The sequence below is a fragment of the Salmonella sp. SJTUF14076 genome (assembly GCF_015534835.1).
Classification (GTDB): Bacteria; Pseudomonadota; Gammaproteobacteria; order Enterobacterales; family Enterobacteriaceae; genus Salmonella; species Salmonella enterica.
In genome coordinates, this window is the sequence record NZ_CP064675.1 from 59,357 (window position 1) to 78,212 (window position 18,856).

Genomic DNA, 18,856 nt, shown 5'->3' on the forward strand with positions numbered 1-18,856 from the left:
TTTACATGAGTTTTTGAAAGTTAGACCACAAGCGATTCAATGCAATTCCCAGTATCAATAAAGCGACTGGTGGGAAAAGTTGAGCGATATTGTTAAATAGTGACATATTCGGCATGACCAGGTAGACCATCGTTAAAGCACTGATCACCCAAAATGCTCGAAACCAAATACGATAAAACTGAACTGTAACCTTACCAAATACGTACCTCTTCAATTTCCACTGGTACATTCCATCTGCTAGCATGGCAAATAGATAGGGCAGAAAAACGATTAGCCACCCCAGGATTAAGTTCCACCGGAAAATGGACTGATAAAGTAAGAGGGGTATGTTTTTGGCCATAGTGTAATTAATAGAGGTAAATTTTTCAGCAACAATGTTAATACCTCTGGCTGGTTTTTTGGTGTCAGGGATCAGAATAGTATTCAGATAGTCAATTAACTTATAGTCATGTACCAACCAATTTAAAGTCGCTTCACTATTTGCAATAACAGACTTCCAACGGTCATTTGATATGATGGACCGGCTTGCATTAACCTCCTGAGTAATCTGATATTTGAGCTCCTCAGTATTCTGGAAAGCCAGGCTGTAACCAAAATAAATGACCATGCCAAAAAAAAGCATTGTTCTGAGCACTGCTGCTCTGCTTGTATTATCCGCAGCCATTGCTTTCCCTCCATTCACGAAAAAGAGCTAGCCTCTGATCGTGATTGCAATAGTTGTTACGCCACATCGTCGGGATACCCAGGAGCCAGTGGTACTGTTTAGGTATGATTTGGTCGATGAGGCTTAACTCCGCCAGTTCTTTATGCTCTGCGCTTTTCCACTCGATCTGTCCCACATCAGGAACAAATACAGCGGTCCTTACTTTTGCGGCCTGGCGGGAAAATTCTATAAAGTTGATGCCCCACGGCGTCCAGTATCTGTACTGCTCGTTTAGGCCGATGTTAAACACCGGCAGAGAAAGAGTTGAGTCGGCAAAAGCCGAAATCACATTTTTGCAGACTCTTGGACTATCTATTTTTTCCTGTTCGGTTTTGAGATGAGTCAGCAGTGCACGGTCAATAATGCTGTTAAAGGTGTTTGTATAAAGGCCATTAGGGTCAGGAAGCCGATCTATGGCAGTAATGATTTTAAATTTTAACCGAGAAAGAAAGGGAGAGTCCTCAATAGTAACTATATGACTATGTGTTGTTTCTGGATGAATCTGGGGTTTGATGCGCTGTACTTGTTTAAAAGAGACACTACCTGGCAAATTAATGAATGCGCCCACCGTGCGTGTCAAATCGACGAAATAAGGCAAAAGATAACAACCAAGCATACGGGCATTCTTCTTTACAAGATCACACCGTTCGTCATTGTTATCGAAAGAAATACGGAAACTAACGAATTTACGTTCAGGACCTTCGCTGGTGGTCAGCGATTGAATCCATTCATGGCATGAACCTTGTGGTACCGACCAGTAGCTGGTTTCACGGTCCCCAAAGGGATCAGTCGTGATCAACTCTCCCTTTAAAAGGAAAAGCTCAGACAGGGTATTTGCCATGGAGAATAGGGAATCGATATCGTTGCTCTGACAAAATTTTCCCAAATGATGAAACGCGTTTTTTTCTATCTTAGTTAGCCGATCTCGAACTTCCTGAGAATCTGCGTACTTTAAACCCAAAGACTGAAAGCGCCTTTTTACGAGCGAGCGACATTTGCTGACTTTTAGTGCAGAGCTTAAAATTTGCTGGCGCGTCAGGACAATTTTTTCATCCATCAATGAAACTTCCTTAGAAATTTATTAAGATTTTTGATATCGAGATTTTGACGCAAAGTAACTTTTCCGGCCTTCTTGAAAAGCATTTCCGACAGAGTTGTGTTTGGCTTCATTTGTTTCTCAGCAACAGCAATAGGGATTTGGCCTACAACCTTCCTGCCATCTTGAAGCCTGGCAACTATGTGAAACATAGGGACCTGACCCAAGAGATCCTTTGGAATACTCTCTTCTAAAGTTGTCTGCTTTCTTTCTGAGATTGAACCTGAGAAGTTATTATGCGGCAAAGATGTTTCTGAACCGGTCGTATAAGTGACCATATTTGTGCTTATCGCACTCTTACCAAAGTTCTCTACAACAAGCGTCTGAGTAGGAGTATCGTTGACTCGCAAGCTTATATAATTGTTGCAGAGCCCCGTAATTCGATTGGCAGTTTCAACACTTGCCGCAGCAATAAAGTCGGAGATGGTTTGGGTGCAAATAAACAGTGCAATTTTCGCTGCACGACCCTGCGCCAGAAGGTTAATCATAGGGTTGTTAATGGCTGAGTGTGCCTCATCAACAAAAATACTTATCCTGGAATTAGCTGACATATCACCATCCTGAGCGTTGTAGCGACTACCGGCACAGGAGGTCAGATCTGACATTATTAATTGAGAAATAGCAGCTGCTGTATCGGGGTTTGAAAGGCCATCAAGCGAAATGTATAGCACCCCGCCAGTGCTGAACATCCCTTCGCTTGTTACAATTTCTCTTGATGATACTGAGTTCGGGTTAGGAGATAAAAGCTCATTTAAAGGTTTTTCAATGAGCATATCGAAAACAGGCATAATACCTGCGGTCATTTTAGCCATATGCTCTGGGTCGGACATTGAGTAATCAATAAGCTGGGAAACAGTATCTAACCAGTCTATTTGTTCGGACCCCTCGTAATTCATGAAATGAGCCGTAAACCATTCAGCGAGACGCTTGAAACGTACCGGCAAGGTTTCGTTAGCGACGTACTTAACTTTTTCGGTCCAGACATCGTAACCATAATATCTCGCGTAACATGACTCCATTACCTTGACTGTAAGATTCACAATAGACATGTGGCTTTTCATGTTCTTGTGAATCAGATAAATAGAAGGCTTTTTCTCTATGTAAGAAAGCCCGGAAATCACATTGGAAACGAGAGCCTTGGCATACTGAACGAATGGGTTAACCTCACCGGGAACTGTCACCAAGCTCAAAAGACGAGATGTTAGGTCAGAAACATTAGTATAGGTGTTGCAGACATCAATACAGACCGAAGATGCTGGCTGGCCAGGATGAAATTTATAGAAAGGAAGACCGAGGGTCTTAGCCTCTTCCATTAGAGATTCTCGCCACTCTGCATCGTTCTTTGGATCTATGACAACAACAACATGACCAAGATGAAGCATGCTAATGCTTAGTAAACGCTGTAGCACCGTTTTCCCGGTACCCACGTTTCCGGTTATCAGAGTATGACCAAACCAATTGTCTTCAGTTACAAATATGGGTTCCCTACGTTCCACAGCAAAAATTGCATTGCTGCCGCCCATCTTACGAGCCATTGCGTCAAAATGTCTCTTAATTGGGTTGAAGACGAATGGCAACTCGATCTCACGTTTATCACTGGAGAGGTTAGCTATTTGATATGCCCGATCCGCATGTTCCGGGCCCCACTCAAACCCATCACAAAAATAGGACTTTCGCTCGGGTATATCCTTATTTTTATTTTGATAATCCTGAACCAGTTGACGATACTTTCGCTCATTGGAGAAAAAGTTACTTTTGTTAATTACACGCAGTGAATCAAGACTAACGAACATGAAATGTCGCTTGAATACACGCCAATGAGCCATCAAGAATGGCGCTGCTGTTTTGCAACGATAAAGGCACAGCAAAAAAAGCAATATTGAGGTGAACAGAACTATTGGGGCGATGTCCAGTCCGTCTGAAGAAAGTCCCATATAAAGCATAGAAACCGAACAAATCAAAAGTATTGAGGCACTACGATACTCAAGAATAGGCCGATAAAAATTCTCTTGTGCATGGAGGTTAGTCCTCTTCGAATCTGACATTATAGGTTCCCAGCCTCTTTCAGGTTATTGATAATTCGTTCAATGTCCACTTTCGCCCGGTCTGATGCGGCCAGCAAAGTAGGCATGTTAAATGCATGGCATTTTGTATTGATCACAGCACCAGAATTAACGAGGTACTGAGGAAGCTTATTGAAAAGATCTTGAGCCTCTAACTGCGACCCAAATTTTTCCACGCAAGATTGGGTCAGATAGAGAGTATTAGGAGTACTTACCATAAATCTGTTTTTGCGCTTTCTTTTAAACGCCACCTCCATTTTGGACAGAATTTGATGCAGTACTGACGCAATTTCTACAAATTCAAGCTCTGTAACGTCACCTTCGCTTATAAGCGAGAATTCACCATTTTGGTCTGATTCAGTAGTTGCAAAGACTTTACTGTTCAGATTGTGACCAGAAACAGGTGATGCTGGTTTTTGTACTTCTGCTTTGTCCGATGATTTATTCCGGTTGCGCTTGGGATTTTGTTTTTCTACCGGTGCTGTTGGGGCGAACAGTCTGGCCAGTGCTGGCGAAAGATGATGCCCCTTAGCGTCTGTGGGCGCATGCTCTCCATTTGATTCTTCAAGTACAGGAGGTAAGGCGGGCTCTTCACTTGCCATCACACTGGTTGCGGCTGCTTCGGTCTGGGAATACACAACTTCAGCTGGTGGTGGGCAGTTACCCTCAGTATCTGGTTCTGAGTTTTCTTGTCCTACAGAAACATCCATAGAGCGTTCAATCGTACCCTGGGGATCAGCGTTCTGTTCTCGGTTAAGTTCTGGTAATTCTGACGGCTCGGGGAGAAGCTTTTCATTATGGACCGAAGAGCTTGTTGCACAACTACCGACTTCTGGCCGAGAAACACTAAGCTGTGTGAAATCGGTATAATCAATGATCTCATGCTCTTCATCTTCTTCCTCAAAAAGATGTTGATAATGTTCATATTCCACAGCCTCAGTTTTCAGCGGACCAGTCGCGGATGCACTATCGGTTCCATGATATTCCACGTCGCCAGAATGTTCTTCGACTGCATTTACACGTGGGGGAGGCAGCTCAAGCGTTTGCTTTGGACGTGGGGCAGAGTTTTCAACAGAAGACTCATCATTAATCACTAATGCCTGATACATAGAAGTATTGAAAAGTGACTTTAAAGTTGTTGGCCTTCTTGGCTCATGATAGGTGAGCTGGAACCCGGCGCAGTTATCGCCGAGCTGGACTAAACGCAGATCGTCAATGTCCCTTACTATCCACATTCCATCGAGAGAGCCTTCTCTGAATGTCAGTTGGAAATAGGGCTCTTCACTAAATGCTTTTTCATCTAATCCCGGCAGCAATGCCATAGTGGCATCTATGTTGAGGTAGGGGACAGCATCTACACACACTATATAGTCATTGGAAAGTGGAGCGCTTAAAAGGAGTTCATGAAGTTGGTTGACCAGGACATGGGATTCCGTGTCCTTTGCCGATTCATCTTCACTTTCTTCTATATCAGGAATGACAGGATCAGCTGCTTCCTCACCCTCAGATTTAACTATCTGCGTGTCATTATCAATTTCATTATCACTTTCGGCTTTCTTCTCAAAATCGTCGGATGAGCCTTCATTTTTCTTAGAATGTATATCAACATCAATAGAGGCAGTGGAGCGGCCTAAATCATTAACCTTAAGAACAGCCGTCTCAACAGTATCAGTAATTTTAGTTATAGCGTCCCGACCGGGCACTGGTCTTCTGTATTCAGTAACTGTTTTTTGCTCGTCAATGTAAATAAAGTCTTTATTGGCATTAACGCTAAAAAGACCCGGCACTGAGTCAGGGATTTTATAGGAATCAAAGATTAAACCAATCCACCTTAGCTTAAGAAGGTTATAGAATTCTAGTTTCCCTATCCCATTTCTAAAGATGTTTGATATTTCGTTTTCCGAATAGATACCCGGAATGAAGTAGTGAACGACACGCTCATCATCATAGGGCTCGACGTAACCACGTTGAACTAGGGATTCTACCAATACCGTCTTACCAGCCTCTCCCTGAGGGAAGTTATATTTATGTAATTCGAAATCATTGAGAACAAAATCAAGGAATGCGTTCTCGTTAAGGTATACCTCACCATTTACGATAATGATGTGCATAGGCTTAGCATTGTAATTGTTGATATTGATACTGGTAAAGTTGTGCTTGATGGTACTAATGGCCCTTGCTGCTGCATCATTAGAACGCAGACCCATGATAGGGTCACGTAAAACATTAAGGTCTGTACCAGTAGAATAGAAATCAGCGGTCCTCACGCATTTAGACAAAAAGTCATTCCCATCAGTATAAACGTTTAGGGCGGTGATCATTTTTGAATAAACACGTTCTTTATTTACCCGATCCAAAAATGCAAGACATACCGGGTTTAGGATTCGCTCAAGGAAAACGCTGGACCAGATATTATGTTGATTATGAATACGCTTTCGCCAGTGGATTTCGTATTCAACCACGTCATTTTCACGTGCCCAGTCAAGAAGACTTTGTGAGCTTGGCGTCCAAATGATCGGACTAGCTAAATTCAGGCTTACAATATCGAGATCGTAAACCTTTCCGGCATCATGGACTAAACCACAGATAAACGCAGCATAGAGATATACTTTTCTACGGACTACTTCTTCATCTTGATATCCGATTGGTCTCAGTTCTGAGTGATGCGCATTTTTTAAAGAGAGTATGGCCACTTCCAGGCTGTGAGAAAGTAACCCACCAATACCATTATGATGATGATTTTCGGAAGCTGGCAAAAGATGTATCCAGCGAACATATTCAACCAAGGGCTTTAATACTAAATTAGTAAATGTATATGCATCGTCCCTGATGTCGCTATCGCTGATAGCTAACATCATTGAAATTGAGTGCAGCTTTTCCCGATACAGAGACAGGATTGACTGTTCATTAAATGTCTGTATGCCCGTCGGACGAGTTGGATACTCGATGAATTTCAGGACTTCTGGATTTGGATGATCAGGAACAGTGTACTTCTGATCTCCTAGAATCTGCGCAAAAGGAGAGAGGCTTGATATATCCTCAATCATTACAGAGGTTGCATCATTCTCCTGAGATGAGAATATCCCCAAAATCCGTTTAATACATAAATACAGCGCCCTGAAATTCATCATCATACCTTATCGACGTTTGCCTGACAGTTCGGCTGCAATGTATGCCTGCACACTTTTATATTGCATTACTTTGGTGATGAACTCTGCTGGACTGTATGGCCCATCCTTACGGCGAGAAACATTCAGAGTCTTTTTCACATTCTCAACATATAAATTAATACTCTTTATAATGTTGTGAGACATAACCGGATAGTCGCTTACAGCCAGTAAACCCAATGAGTTGTACTCATACATTGTGTTCATGAGCTGGTTCATCTCGAAGATGTACTTGTAAAACCTCATGGTGTTGTGGTTATTGAAGTTGAGTTGTACTGGTTCAAAACTGAAAGGTACAAACTGAGTTGATGACATGAATGAGTCATTCTTGTCGAACTCAATTGACTTAATATAAGCAACAAGATTTTCTTTCATCTTATTGTTTTCTTCATGCAGCTCGTTGAACCAATCCTGAATAGCCTGAACAAGGTCAGGATGTTTAACTGCATCAACCGTTTTAAAGAGAGAGGAAATAGCGATACTCACATCATCAAAACCTCTGATGACTGCTCCATTTCTGGCAGTTAAAAACCGGTTAAAATCTGGGGTGCCGGGGTTAATAATAACTTTGGCCATACCCTGGTGCTCTGGTCTACGTTGAGTAGAAGTTTGAGCGTTTACGCCTTGCTTTTTATTTGAACCTTTTACCATTACATCTTTTGGTTCAATGTTAATACGCTCATTGTCCGTGATAATTGCGTCGGTCATTGTGCCACCTTAGTTTTTGAGTATTGACGGATTTTTCGTCCAAGTTCGATATATGCTGAATGATAGAGCTCAAGCATTTCTCTGTAAGGCTCCAGCAATGCTTCCGTTTCAGAAATCATTTCGTATTCCCAGCTGGCATGGTTTACAAAACAGTTCTTAGAATATTTTCCACTTTTCATTGGTTGCACCCGTTTTGACATGTGACTAGGCGCTCTTGTTTTATAAGGGCTGAACTGATGCCAAGTGATCGTTACTTTTCTGGCATTACCAATTAGCTCAACTTTTGGTGCGTAAGAACCCAGATACTCCCTCTTTGGAACTTTGCTATGTCGGGTAAGGTTAATCTCTTGGTGGTTTCGTTCCTTCCACTTGATCCAGTATTTTGTAATGAGATCTTCAGCCTCAACACGCAAACCTTCAATCTGAGCACGTAAATTTTTACGTGTTAGCTCTATAGAACTTATAAGATTCGAATTACTCATGACGCCTCCTGATGTGAAATTACTATACCGGAGGAAATTTCCGTTTTTTTTCACGAACAGAAGATTTTTGAATGCTCTTTGATGAGGGAATTGAACAGATGTAATGCACTCGCTGTTTCCCCCATTCGGGAGGGGCCTTCAGAAACAGTAACAGCGAGTTTAGCCTCACTTCCATCGCTACCCTCTAAAGTTACTTTTGAGGGAATGACCATTGTGGATTATTGCTTTTGATAATGTGCATTGCTCTATTAAAGTTATACATATATCTAGTGCCACTTTTCCAAAAAAAATGACCCTATGGAACTTTGTCCATAGTGACACTTTTATAAAAAGTGACCCTATGACGACATTACATAGGGTCACTTTTCAAACATAAGTGACCCTATGTGAGGTATTCATAGGGTCACTTTTCTTTGTTTAGTGATCCTATGTAAGCATGAGGTTGATGAAAAGTAAAAATGTCAGTTTATGACGGTCAGTGAAAGACGTCGTTATTCTAATCCAACGTTGGGAGGGGCTGGATTTAGGTTTTTTTTTAATCGCTTCACATTTCGTTAGCATGCGAAGAAATTTTGATAAAATTCTGGTCAGTTTGGTTAAAAAGTGTTACAAGTAAGCGGTGTGGTTGAAGGGATAGATTTAAGGCTTATTCAAGCCTTAAGAAAATACTAAAAGTTACTTTTCACCCTACCGAACACCTAACAAAAAATCCATGTTGAAGATTTGAACAATTGTAATGGCGCAAGGACAATCAGCACATGTCAGAATCTGATAATTTAACTCGTAGCTTACTCGGTAAACTTTTCCGCACTGAGATTTCGCTTATTCGTAGTTACCGTGCATTTTTAATGTTATTGCCTGTGCATGGATCTTCTGCATATCAAACTGGGACTCCTCTTCTCCAGCGTCGCCTATTTGGGAAAGGATTTAGTACAGCCGCTGATTTAGCTTTTGAAGTGGAAACACGTCCAGGTAGTTTTTTGGTTCCGCGTACACTCGGAAAGGAAATTACATGGGAGAGGTTTTTTTCTGCGGTCTTGGACGGTGATTCCAATGTAATTCGTGAATATGATACAAATGATATTGACTATGGTATTTACGATGCCGGTGAAAAAGTGACTTTTCTGAATGGTACAGTGGATATCTATAATCCCAAGAAGATTCATGAGTTGCGTTCTAAATGTGTTGATATACAGAATGACTACTTTATGCAGGTGTTCTTTATCTCAATGCTCGCACCAGAGTTTGTAAGTGTTTTCTTTGGTTTAAAACCAACTACAGCTGATGCTATTAAAGACATTGGTTATTCATCGTTAAAAACAATTAACGATGTCGTTCTTTTCCCACGTACAATTGCTTTCTCACAAGGGCATATTGAAGAGAGTGTTTCACTTAAAACGAAAGTTTTTGCCTGGGCTTATGAATTGTCTGCTGACATCCGGTTAGGAAAAGTTAGTGATGATTTGATGGAACTATTACGTTATGACACTATGTTCACCAGTCACCGTCAGGATGTGTTCAACACTTTAACAAATAAAGTTATGTTAAAGGATTATTAATATGGCAAAGGTCGATCAAACAAAAGCTAATGCTCTATTGCGAGCAGCAAGGACTATGTCGCTTGGGGCAAATAAAAATACAATACGAATTTTGTACGGTAATCATGTTGCTGAAAATATCGATTTTGAGCCTGGTGCAAAAACAAAACTCAAAAAAGGTATCCGGGGCTGGAGCAAACGCACAGATAACCGCCGAGCTTTTTCTGCTGTTATTGATGTCGCAGTTAACTATTTTGGTTTTGATCCAATAAATCCGGAAGCGAGTTTTCGGCAAATTGACTTCAACCGAATAATGAGTGTCCTTCATAATCTGGGATACTTTGTATGCGCACCGGAAGTTAATAAAATAATAGAAATCCTTACTTCTATGAAAGAAATTGAAGAACTAGGTGCCTGCGAAAAATGTAAACGCCCATACATTGTGCCAGTGACAAATGATGCTTATTGTCCACGTTGCAGATTATCTTCAACTGCTTCAGCCATAGAGAGGTATTCTCAAGAAGAATTAGATTAAATTTAAAAAAGATATCGCGAAACTTGCCTTGTCTGAATCTAAATATTGACTTAAGTCAAATTCTGTTGTTTGCTTTACAATCAAATATTAGTTACAACTTAAATATTAACTCTTGACAAGTAAAGATATAATTTGATTTTTCTTTATACAGTCTTTCTTCGTTCCAAAAAATGTTCACCTTTTTTTCTGTTGAAAACGTAAAACTACTTAGGTTCTCTAAAACCTTCTATGCATGACGACTTCTTAATCGCTTTCAATTAATATATTTTATATTCTTGCCTAAGTTCGCTTCTTTGATCCTTAGCTATTCCTTCTTTGAAATATAGAAACAGCGTTACTGGTGATGATTTTTTTCAGCTCTTAATACACCTGTTTTCAAAGCAATATTTGCTTTTAGATATTCGATAAAACCATGTTTTTGTTACACCGGATTTTTCACAATGTGCAAGATGGATGATCTTTCCATCACCGAGACTATCTTCTTAGTCAGCACTCCTTTTCCGTCCTTTTCAACATAAAAACGACCATGCTATACGAGCTCTAACCTTTTTTTTGTATGCCATCATAACCGCATCAGAAAAGGAGAACGGTCTATGACTCGTATTGCATTAGCGCCTTCAAAGATGGTTTTGCTTATGTCTTTGGTAATTACTGGTGCCTACGCCAGCCCTGAGCAACCCCTAATAAAAGATACGCCCTTTGTATCAGGCCAGGCTTATAAGAAGGGTTTCTTCTGGTATGACGATCCTGCTAAAAAAAGCGAAGCTGAAGAAGAAAAGGTTTTGCCACCAACCGGTGCTGCTAGCTCGCCTTCAAAAGAGGAAAAGGTAGATTTAAATTCAAAATGGCTAAAAGAGAATATGCCTCGACTGTTAACGCAGGCAATGGATAACCCTACCGCAGAAAATCTATCACGTTATTACACGGCGCAAAGGTTAATGCTGGATATCAGTACGCGTTTTTCTGACAAATCAAAAGATTATTTTCTTAAAAACCCGATGATGTCTGAAAAACGCAGGCAACCAGTGGAAAAGGTGGCACTGGATGCTCACCGCACTGTTGTTGAAAAAAATCAGCAAACGGTAATGAAAGATATCTTTACTAAGTCAGGTTTATTTTTCTTTTTCCAGAGTACTTGCCAGTTTTGCCACGAAGAGAGCCAAATACTTCAATTTATGCAGAACTATTATTCGGTAGATATTCTTCCAATCAGTATGGATGGAAGGCCATTGCATAATGGCCTTTTTCAGGATTTTAACATCCCCAATGCACAAATTATTGATCAATTTAAAATTCGAGAGGTACCTACAATTTTCCTGGTTTCAAAGGATGGGACATCAGCTCAGCGCATTAGTGAAGGCATGATCTCCGCTGATGAATTAAAGAACACTATTATACTTGCCGCGAAGGGCATGAATCTGATCGATGACGCTTCGTTTCAGTCAACTCTAGATATTAAAAGGCAATATACCATCGGTGATGATGGCGTTATTACCGTTAATAAATCCGAAATGGAATCAGACCCATTCTTACTTCAAAAAATAATGGACCAAAAACTCGAAGGCTATGACATGCCTACGGCCGATCCGGTCAATTATCTCAATGCTGGCGGCAGTTTTGGAGGCACTTATGCGCAGTAATGCCGTTTTCAACTTCAAAAAGTTACTTTTGTCTCTTTCTGTTTGTGCTGCAATTTTAGCCCCGACTGCAAATGCAGACAACGCAATGCGTAACATTTTCAATGGCATGATGACGTCTACCAGCCCGGCCACCTTTTCCACAGCAACCCGTACAGGCATAGTTGGCGGGTCAATGTCTTACCGAACAACAAACGTTAATACCAACCTTGTTTCCATGTCGTTTCCAAAAGCTTCTGTCGGTTGTAATGGTATTGACGTTTTTCTTGGGTCCTTCAGCATGATCAACGGGGACCAGCTTGTGCAGGTGGCCCGTGGTATTGCCCAGGGTGCGGCTATCTATGCTTTTAACGTTGCTGTTTCAGCTATTTGTGCTGACTGTGCTGCAACGATTAATGACATCCAAAACAAACTGCAAGCGCTAAATAAATTTGCGAAAGATTCATGCAATGCAACTTACTCTTTCCTTTCTGAAAACGTGGGTACGCCAAGCCAGTTCGCTAACTCAGTTAGCTCTGGACCAGCCTCAATTCTGGGATCGATTAATGGTCTCATTCCTGATTTTGGCTCATCGATGACAAAGTCACCTGAAGCTGTCACTTCTCAGGTTAAAGCAAAGGATCCCGAAGAGTTCGCTGAAAAATTCAGTGGTAACCTCTTCTATATGTCGTTCATGGATATTGATAAGGGAACAATGAACATCGGAGGGGTAACGGAGTTATCCGGTTATAAATTGGCAGAACAACTTATGTCTCTCGTGGGTACTGTCATTATCAACTGGGATAGCAAAGGCGAAAAAGCGGGAATGGAAGTCCGCCCGTCTACCATGACTGTCACGGATTACATCATGGGGCCACCAGCTGGCGGATCAATTAAAATGCTCAAGTGTTCTCCGGCACCAGATCCATCATCCCCACGAAAGGCTCAGTGCCTTGTCATGTCAGAAGTTAATGACGGTGGTTTTAAGGGATTGAAGGATACCATTTCTGATCTTCTTTTAAACGTACAGAAAAAAATCATCAACGACGTTCGTGTTTCAGATGATGAATTACGCATTATCTCCTATATCGGCATCCCGACCATTATCGACTCTTTGCAAACATTCGAAGCACCGGAAGGGTACGCATACATTCAGGACATAAGCACTATTGCTGCGACGAGCCTCGTAATCAACATGTTGCGCCAGGTTGAGGCCAAAATTTCAACCATGAGCATACCGAGTGAGTCGCTGTCGGGTAAAAGGGATGATCTCAACCGATTAACAGACAATCTCTCAAAACAGGTTAAAGCCGCCTATGAGCTATCGCACAGCCAGGTCGGTACCAGCTCGGACGTCATTTCAACCTGGGATAACCGTCGCCTGCAACGGAAGGCTTTCACTGAAAGTATTCGTGGCACACGTAACTGAGGTCTGACATGGATTACAACATATATACCCTGGGTGATATTGATTTTGTCTGGTCGGCTTTTACCGGTATTGCCCTAATCTTTTCTCAATATACTGGTGTAAAAGAGTTCCTGACCACGGCCGCCGTTGTAGCAGGTGTGAGCCTATTCTATAAAACGTGGCTATGGCTTCAGGCTCCGACCAAAAATGAATTACCGTTTTTCTCCTGGTTTTTGGGGTTGATCCTTTTCATGATGGCAATGGTTCGAGTGGATGTAACTATTGAATCTGTAAAGTCGGGAGAGGTCAGAAACGTCGACGGAATTCCAATTTTTATTGCTGCGATGGCCACCGTCACCACTAACTTAAGCCAGGGTTTGCTGAAGGATTATAAAACTGCGTTTGATCCGCTTTCTCCGGTGGACCTGTCTGCAACAACTCTGGACGATGACATCACCCTCGGTCCGATGATCCGATTCGTGAAGTTTTTGCAATGGGGCGGCGATAGCCAGGGCTACTGTTCTGCATTTCCTGAACCGGCCAGCGGGCTAGGGCCAATGAACGTATGTGCTACCGTTCAGTCTCTTGCATACAACTGCCTGAAGGCTACCCAAAACTCAAGCGCAAATATTGCCGGTAAAGAAACTATTTTTAACGATATTTTCTCAGCTAATCTGGCAGATAGCATGGACCGGATTAATCAGGCGATGAAAGGCGCACTGAAGAATGCCTCTGCCAGTATTGTTGGCGCTAACGGTTCAAAATCTGGTACGTGTGATGAGGTCTGGTCAACTGTGAAACAGGTTACCAGTACAGCTGAAGCTCGCCAGACTATTTCCCTTATAGGACAGACAAACGGCATCCTTACTCCAGACGAAGCAAATGGTGCACCTACCGGCGCAAGTTTTACTGATGTTATGGCGTCAGCAAATGGTATGTACGGTAAGGCTATTGGTTCGTATGACGCCACCCTGAACCTGTTCATAATGAATGAGCTCAGAAATGGCGCAAGCAAATATAAGACCCCACTCAGTCTGGCTTCCGATATGCAGTTGTTTGAGGCTTCTCTGAAGCGAACCAACACAATGGCTTCACAGGGCCAGTTGTGGTTACAACTGTCTGGAGCAGCAATCGCATTCCTTGAGATGTTTGCTTACATGGTTGCTCCATTTGCTTTGCTTATGCTGCTGGCGTTAGGTGGTAATGGTGTTGCCGCTGCGGCGAAATATTTGCAACTTATTCTCTTCGTGAATATGTGGCCGCTTACGGCAGTAATGGTCAACGCGTATGTGAAGAAAGTCGCGACGGCCGATCTGGATACCTGGAGCACCCTCAACAGCCAGAATAATGCCGTCACGTGGATGGGGCTCCCAGGGCTTGCGGAAACATACAGTTCATACCTGTCTGTTGCTTCCGCGCTTTATGCTCTGATTCCGGTACTCACATTATTCCTGATGACACAGTCGATTCACCCGATGATGAATGCGGTTAAGGGAGTGACCCCCGATGCGCCGGTGGATACTGGTCATGTAACGCCCAAAGTATGGGATGGCCCTAACAGCGGTAAATCTTCATTTGGTGACGTGACACGAACCGCCTTGACCAGTACCGGTCAGGGATACAGCGATGGCGGCGCAGTTGATTCAAGTAATTTCCGTCTTGGAATGTGGAATGCTGGTTCAAGTATCGCTAACAGCCAGGGGCAAGGATCAGCTGTAACCTCATCAGTTATGAGTGCGGCAAGTAATTCATTCCAGGCTGGTTACAGTCAGATGAGTGAAATTGGAAGGTCAGGACAGTCGAGCCAGCAGTTCTCAACCAACCTGCAAACAATGAAGCAGATCTCGGATAAGATTGGTGCCTCTGTAGCAGAAGGTATTGCAACGAAACATGGGGTGAGTGCGTCTCAGATGGCCAGCATTGCTTCAAATGTTATTCTAAACGCTGGGCTTAATGGAGGTGCTGGAACTGGCAACGGAGCCGGGCTGAAAGCAGCTGTAGCAGGGCAATTGAGTAGCGGCGCATCTAAGACCAATACAGGCAGTGACTCGCTTTCAAATGACCTTTCAAAAGCAATCACGAATCAGCTTAGCCAGGATTCTGCTTTGACTGACCAGTTCAGTAAAGCGGCGTCTCAGGTAAGCAGCGATCAGATATCCAATACTAATGCGTTTAAAGAAGCATCGTCGAAAATGAACCAGGCGACACAGACGATGGCGCAAAACATTTCTACATCGGTATCGACTAACGCCAGCTCCAATAGTGGAATGAGCCTTGATTCTAAACAAAGCATTAACCTGGACAGGTTCTCCGATTCTATTCGCAACAAAAACTTCAGTGATGATGATGTAAGGAATTTTGCTCGTAAGAATGGGCTGGATGAGAATGCGTTTATGGAGAAATTCAACTCCTATAACGATACCTTCAAGGCCAGTAATCAGCTTGGTTCGCAGCTTCAACGTACTGACGCGCTTGTGGCTGCAACACGAGATTTCAGTGAGCAAAAAATTGCGATTGATACCGCCCGGGGAGAGACGGCCGAAAGTAATAAACAGGATCTCCGTGAAACCTCCAGCCTGCTTAAAAGTCTGGTTTCCGACTTCGGTGGTAATGCACAGCAGCTGCTACCTATCACCAATCAGCTCGACAGAATTTCAGGCGAAGGGTCAGGAATTAATACTATCACTCAGGCACAGGATAGAACTCCTGACAGCGTAAATACGTCTGGCGTGATGAGTGCGTCACGCGTAGGGGAACTGGGTGGAAGTGTTGATTCGCAGGCTAAACTCGGTCTTTCCTCCAACGCTCAGGACGCGACTCAGCGTGTCCCTGGAAAAAGTGAAGCTGGCTTTACTCCGTATAACCTTGATAACGCGGGCAAAGGCGATATTCAGGGAATACATAACAACAACGTGGGCCGCACTTATTCTGATGAAGAAAGGAATGTGCTCAATTCTCTCAAAACGAATGGCCCTGTACTGAATAATCAGGGTGTAGAGAAAGTCGTCAATTCAGGTCAGGATGTCAGAAATGCAGAAGGCACATTTAACGATCTGGAAAAGGCTACCGGAGGTCGGGTGGTTGGTGATGGAATGGATCAACGAGCCACTGCTTTGAACAGTATGTATCAGAGCGGTCAAGTTCGTGGCTTATCTAATAACACTGATAACTACTTTAGTCGTGTTGCCAACAACCCGAACTTAAGCCGGGACGATAAGCGAGCTGAATTGGCACAGCAAGCTGTCTTTACCTATGGTGCCAGCACCATGGCTACCGGTGCCGAAAGAGAGCAGCTCAAAGCGGATACCCAGAAGATCCTTAATGAACTGGGTAACTATAACGTTAACTGGAGTATGAATGACGTTCAGAGCATCCATAGCAGTTTCAACACTCATAACAGAGCTGATGGTTCACTTGAGTCAGTCGTACGGGCAAACCTAGGAGAGGGTGGGTCGGGCGGTGGTCTCGTTGGTAACCGCACTCAGACCGTCACAGATCGCTTGGTTGGGGAAAAGATAGAGGCCAACACTGAGCGGGGCGCGATTTCTGGTGCGCTACTCGGGGGCCAGCAATTTGTTTCGGATACGCTAACCAGCGTTGGGGCGAAACCGGTAAATGAGATGCTTACGGGAGCGGGCATCCTTCAAACCCAGACATCGATAGCAAATGATGCCTCTAACCCTGCAAATATGCCTGATTCTCTCCAGGGTAAAGTCCTTAATCACATGCAGATGTCTGATGGCGTCGCAGCTGTAAGTGACCGGTATCAGAGTATTAGCAGCGACGGCGTTTCGACTTATGCGAATGCAGCGCAGAACTCTGAAAGGGCTATCCGGCAGCAATTGACGGATGACCCACGCTTTGGGCCTCAGAAAGCAGATGAATTCATTCAGTACATGAAGTCAGAGCTGAGCAACACAAATGAGCCTTACCAGTCACGTGTCGATAAAGCGGATCAGTGGCTTAATGAAAATAAAAGGTAGGTGAGTTTCAAATATAACCTAATGAAAATTAAACGTATTTACTAAAATATGGTGTTAAACAGTGAAGGCCGCAAAGTATAAATTTGCGGCCTTTTTTATTCATAAACTTAGCTGATTTCTGTACAATCTCGTTCTTTATGTAGTAGATGTTCCGGCTGAATAGGCACTGAGACACAGGACATGGCAAACAAAGTAAAAGATATTAACCATCCATCTATTAATGATAGAGAACGTCGTGTCTTGGAAGAACTAGGTATATGTAATGGTGCACACTTTAATAATTTGCTTAAAATTGCCCGCTATCGTCTCAATGCTGGTTATTCCCATGCTGAAACTGTACTTTCTTTACGCTGCACAGGCTCATACATTGAGCGTACCGTAATGCATGCCCCCAAAAATACCCGTAAAAAACTACGTGAACACCTACAAAAATTTGCTCTAGAGACAGAGCAGAATAGCGAAACCGTTTATTCTAATTACAATACTCAGCTCCGTGTAATTCGAGAAAAAAAACAAAAAGAACATTTGATGGCCAAGCGTAAGGAGTACATTCGCGTTCGGCTAGAATCTTGTAAAACAAGGGGGGAGCGGTTGATGGCGTTCGGTCTAATTGACACTATCGATCCCGAATATATACAGGAACTGGAAGACCATCTGGCTAAGGTTAGTCATCGTAAGATGTTGGAGGATAATGACCGAAAGGTAAAAGAACGCAATAGACTGTTGAGTGAAATGAAAAAAAATTCAGCCCGTCTCACCGAACGAATAATCCTGTCGGAAAAAGAGGAACCAGATGAAGAAGCCTCTCTTCCAATACTGGTACGTAGATATATTCCCGGCGGACGTGCCGCAGAGTTCGCTATTTATGCACGTTCAAACGCTACATTACCTCCACTAGAGATCATTGAGGGTTTTCTAGGGTATCCAGTTGGTGGCCGCGAAAGATCGCAGGAAGATCAGCCTAAATCTCCACCGGCCGCGATTATGGTCGCTATGAAGACTGATGGTATAGAAGAAAAGGAGCTTCAGCCGAATATTCCTGATGAAACTACTGTACCGGGTAAGCGTAAGGGTAGTAAGACAACTGTCGAGACACGACCAGATCAGGCCTCATTTGCAGAAGCCGTCCGCAACAACTGTTATGACCAATGTGTGATTACAGGCTCTAGACTGCGCCAGCGCACTGAGGCTGCTCATCTGATGGAGCATCGTAACGGAGGAGTAGACCATTATACAAATGGGTTGCTCTTACGCCATGATATACACGATCTTTTCGACGCAAACATGATTGCCATTCATCCGGTGACGTTGGAGGTTAACATTCTCGCTGAAGCTTTGGCGGTAGATCATGATTTAGCGGCATATCAAGGAGAGTTTATTAAGCCGCTGCGTAAACCCATCAATACTGAATTCCTAAAGCACCGTTGGCAGGTTTTTCAGCACCGGAACCAAACTGAGCAGCAAGCTTAAGAGACCGGCATGTTTTCTTCCAACTGTGCAATGCTTTGACCCGGGGCAGAAATGGAGAAGCATAGAACTGATAATGCGGGCATGCTC

12 protein-coding genes are annotated in these 18,856 nt (G+C 43.1%); 6 read left to right on the top strand and 6 right to left on the bottom strand.

Going from position 1 to position 18,856, the window contains the following annotated elements; all coding sequences use genetic code 11:
• Position 1: 1 nt before the first annotated feature.
• From HU143_RS23000 to mobI, 6 genes are read right to left on the bottom strand one after another with little or no spacing between them, the layout of a single operon-like run.
• Positions 2–664 (bottom strand): DUF4400 domain-containing protein, encoded by a 663-nt coding sequence (locus HU143_RS23000; protein WP_000718549.1) that lies wholly within the window; start codon positions 662–664, stop codon positions 2–4.
• Complete coding sequence (locus HU143_RS23005) at positions 651–1,760, bottom strand: hypothetical protein (RefSeq protein ID WP_046788496.1); 1,110 nt, start codon at positions 1,758–1,760, stop codon at positions 651–653. The genes HU143_RS23000 and HU143_RS23005 overlap by 14 nt, the downstream gene beginning before the upstream one ends.
• Positions 1,760–3,844 (bottom strand): conjugative transfer system coupling protein TraD, encoded by a 2,085-nt coding sequence (traD, locus tag HU143_RS23010; protein WP_046788497.1) that lies wholly within the window; start codon positions 3,842–3,844, stop codon positions 1,760–1,762. The genes HU143_RS23005 and traD overlap by 1 nt, the downstream gene beginning before the upstream one ends.
• Positions 3,844–6,990, bottom strand: coding sequence for a MobH family relaxase (mobH, locus tag HU143_RS23015; protein ID WP_001011151.1), 3,147 nt, complete (start codon positions 6,988–6,990; stop codon positions 3,844–3,846). Before mobH ends, traD begins: the two co-directional genes overlap by 1 nt.
• 9 nt (positions 6,991–6,999) lie before the next feature.
• On the bottom strand, positions 7,000–7,737 hold the full coding sequence (locus tag HU143_RS23020; protein ID WP_000128631.1) for a hypothetical protein: 738 nt from the start codon (positions 7,735–7,737) through the stop codon (positions 7,000–7,002).
• On the bottom strand, positions 7,734–8,219 hold the full coding sequence (gene mobI / locus HU143_RS23025) for a conjugative transfer protein MobI(A/C) (RefSeq protein ID WP_000071885.1): 486 nt from the start codon (positions 8,217–8,219) through the stop codon (positions 7,734–7,736). The genes HU143_RS23020 and mobI overlap by 4 nt, the downstream gene beginning before the upstream one ends.
• Positions 8,220–8,977: 758 nt before the next feature.
• Here mobI and HU143_RS23030 point away from each other — a divergent pair.
• From HU143_RS23030 to HU143_RS23055, 6 genes are all read left to right on the top strand, one after another.
• Positions 8,978–9,778 (top strand): hypothetical protein, encoded by an 801-nt coding sequence (locus tag HU143_RS23030; RefSeq protein ID WP_000004209.1) that lies wholly within the window; start codon positions 8,978–8,980, stop codon positions 9,776–9,778.
• 1 nt (position 9,779) lies between these two features.
• Positions 9,780–10,292 carry a hypothetical protein gene (locus HU143_RS23035; RefSeq protein ID WP_001140953.1) on the top strand — a complete coding sequence of 171 codons (513 nt, stop codon included), beginning with the start codon at positions 9,780–9,782 and terminating at the stop codon, positions 10,290–10,292.
• 593 nt (positions 10,293–10,885) lie between these two features.
• Positions 10,886–11,932 (top strand): thioredoxin family protein, encoded by a 1,047-nt coding sequence (locus tag HU143_RS23040; protein ID WP_080229795.1) that lies wholly within the window; start codon positions 10,886–10,888, stop codon positions 11,930–11,932.
• Positions 11,922–13,337: an IncHI-type conjugal transfer protein TrhH gene (gene trhH / locus HU143_RS23045; protein ID WP_001257292.1), complete on the top strand. Its 1,416-nt coding sequence runs from the start codon at positions 11,922–11,924 to the stop codon at positions 13,335–13,337. The genes HU143_RS23040 and trhH overlap by 11 nt, the downstream gene beginning before the upstream one ends.
• Before the next feature lie 8 nt (positions 13,338–13,345).
• A complete protein-coding gene (locus tag HU143_RS23050) occupies positions 13,346–17,299 on the top strand; it encodes a conjugal transfer protein TraG N-terminal domain-containing protein (protein WP_046788498.1) in 3,954 nt (1,317 codons plus the stop codon).
• Positions 17,300–17,479: 180 nt separating this feature from the next.
• Complete coding sequence (locus tag HU143_RS23055) at positions 17,480–18,769, top strand: HNH endonuclease signature motif containing protein (protein WP_001284752.1); 1,290 nt, start codon at positions 17,480–17,482, stop codon at positions 18,767–18,769.
• Positions 18,770–18,856 lie beyond the last annotated feature (87 nt).

Bases quoted from the DNA above. Each gene is read 5' to 3' on its own strand.
- HU143_RS23055 (WP_001284752.1), top strand. From the start codon at position 17,480: ATGGCAAACAAAGTAAAAGATATTAACCATCCATCTATTAATGATAGA.
- traD (WP_046788497.1), bottom strand. From the start codon at position 3,844: ATGTCAGATTCGAAGAGGACTAACCTCCATGCACAAGAGAATTTTTAT.
- HU143_RS23050 (WP_046788498.1), top strand. From the start codon at position 13,346: ATGGATTACAACATATATACCCTGGGTGATATTGATTTTGTCTGGTCG.
- HU143_RS23040 (WP_080229795.1), top strand. From the start codon at position 10,886: ATGACTCGTATTGCATTAGCGCCTTCAAAGATGGTTTTGCTTATGTCT.
- mobI (WP_000071885.1), bottom strand. From the start codon at position 8,219: ATGAGTAATTCGAATCTTATAAGTTCTATAGAGCTAACACGTAAAAAT.
- HU143_RS23005 (WP_046788496.1), bottom strand. From the start codon at position 1,760: ATGGATGAAAAAATTGTCCTGACGCGCCAGCAAATTTTAAGCTCTGCA.
- HU143_RS23035 (WP_001140953.1), top strand. From the start codon at position 9,780: ATGGCAAAGGTCGATCAAACAAAAGCTAATGCTCTATTGCGAGCAGCA.
- trhH (WP_001257292.1), top strand. From the start codon at position 11,922: ATGCGCAGTAATGCCGTTTTCAACTTCAAAAAGTTACTTTTGTCTCTT.
- HU143_RS23030 (WP_000004209.1), top strand. From the start codon at position 8,978: ATGTCAGAATCTGATAATTTAACTCGTAGCTTACTCGGTAAACTTTTC.
- HU143_RS23020 (WP_000128631.1), bottom strand. From the start codon at position 7,737: ATGACCGACGCAATTATCACGGACAATGAGCGTATTAACATTGAACCA.
- mobH (WP_001011151.1), bottom strand. From the start codon at position 6,990: ATGAATTTCAGGGCGCTGTATTTATGTATTAAACGGATTTTGGGGATA.
- HU143_RS23000 (WP_000718549.1), bottom strand. From the start codon at position 664: ATGGCTGCGGATAATACAAGCAGAGCAGCAGTGCTCAGAACAATGCTT.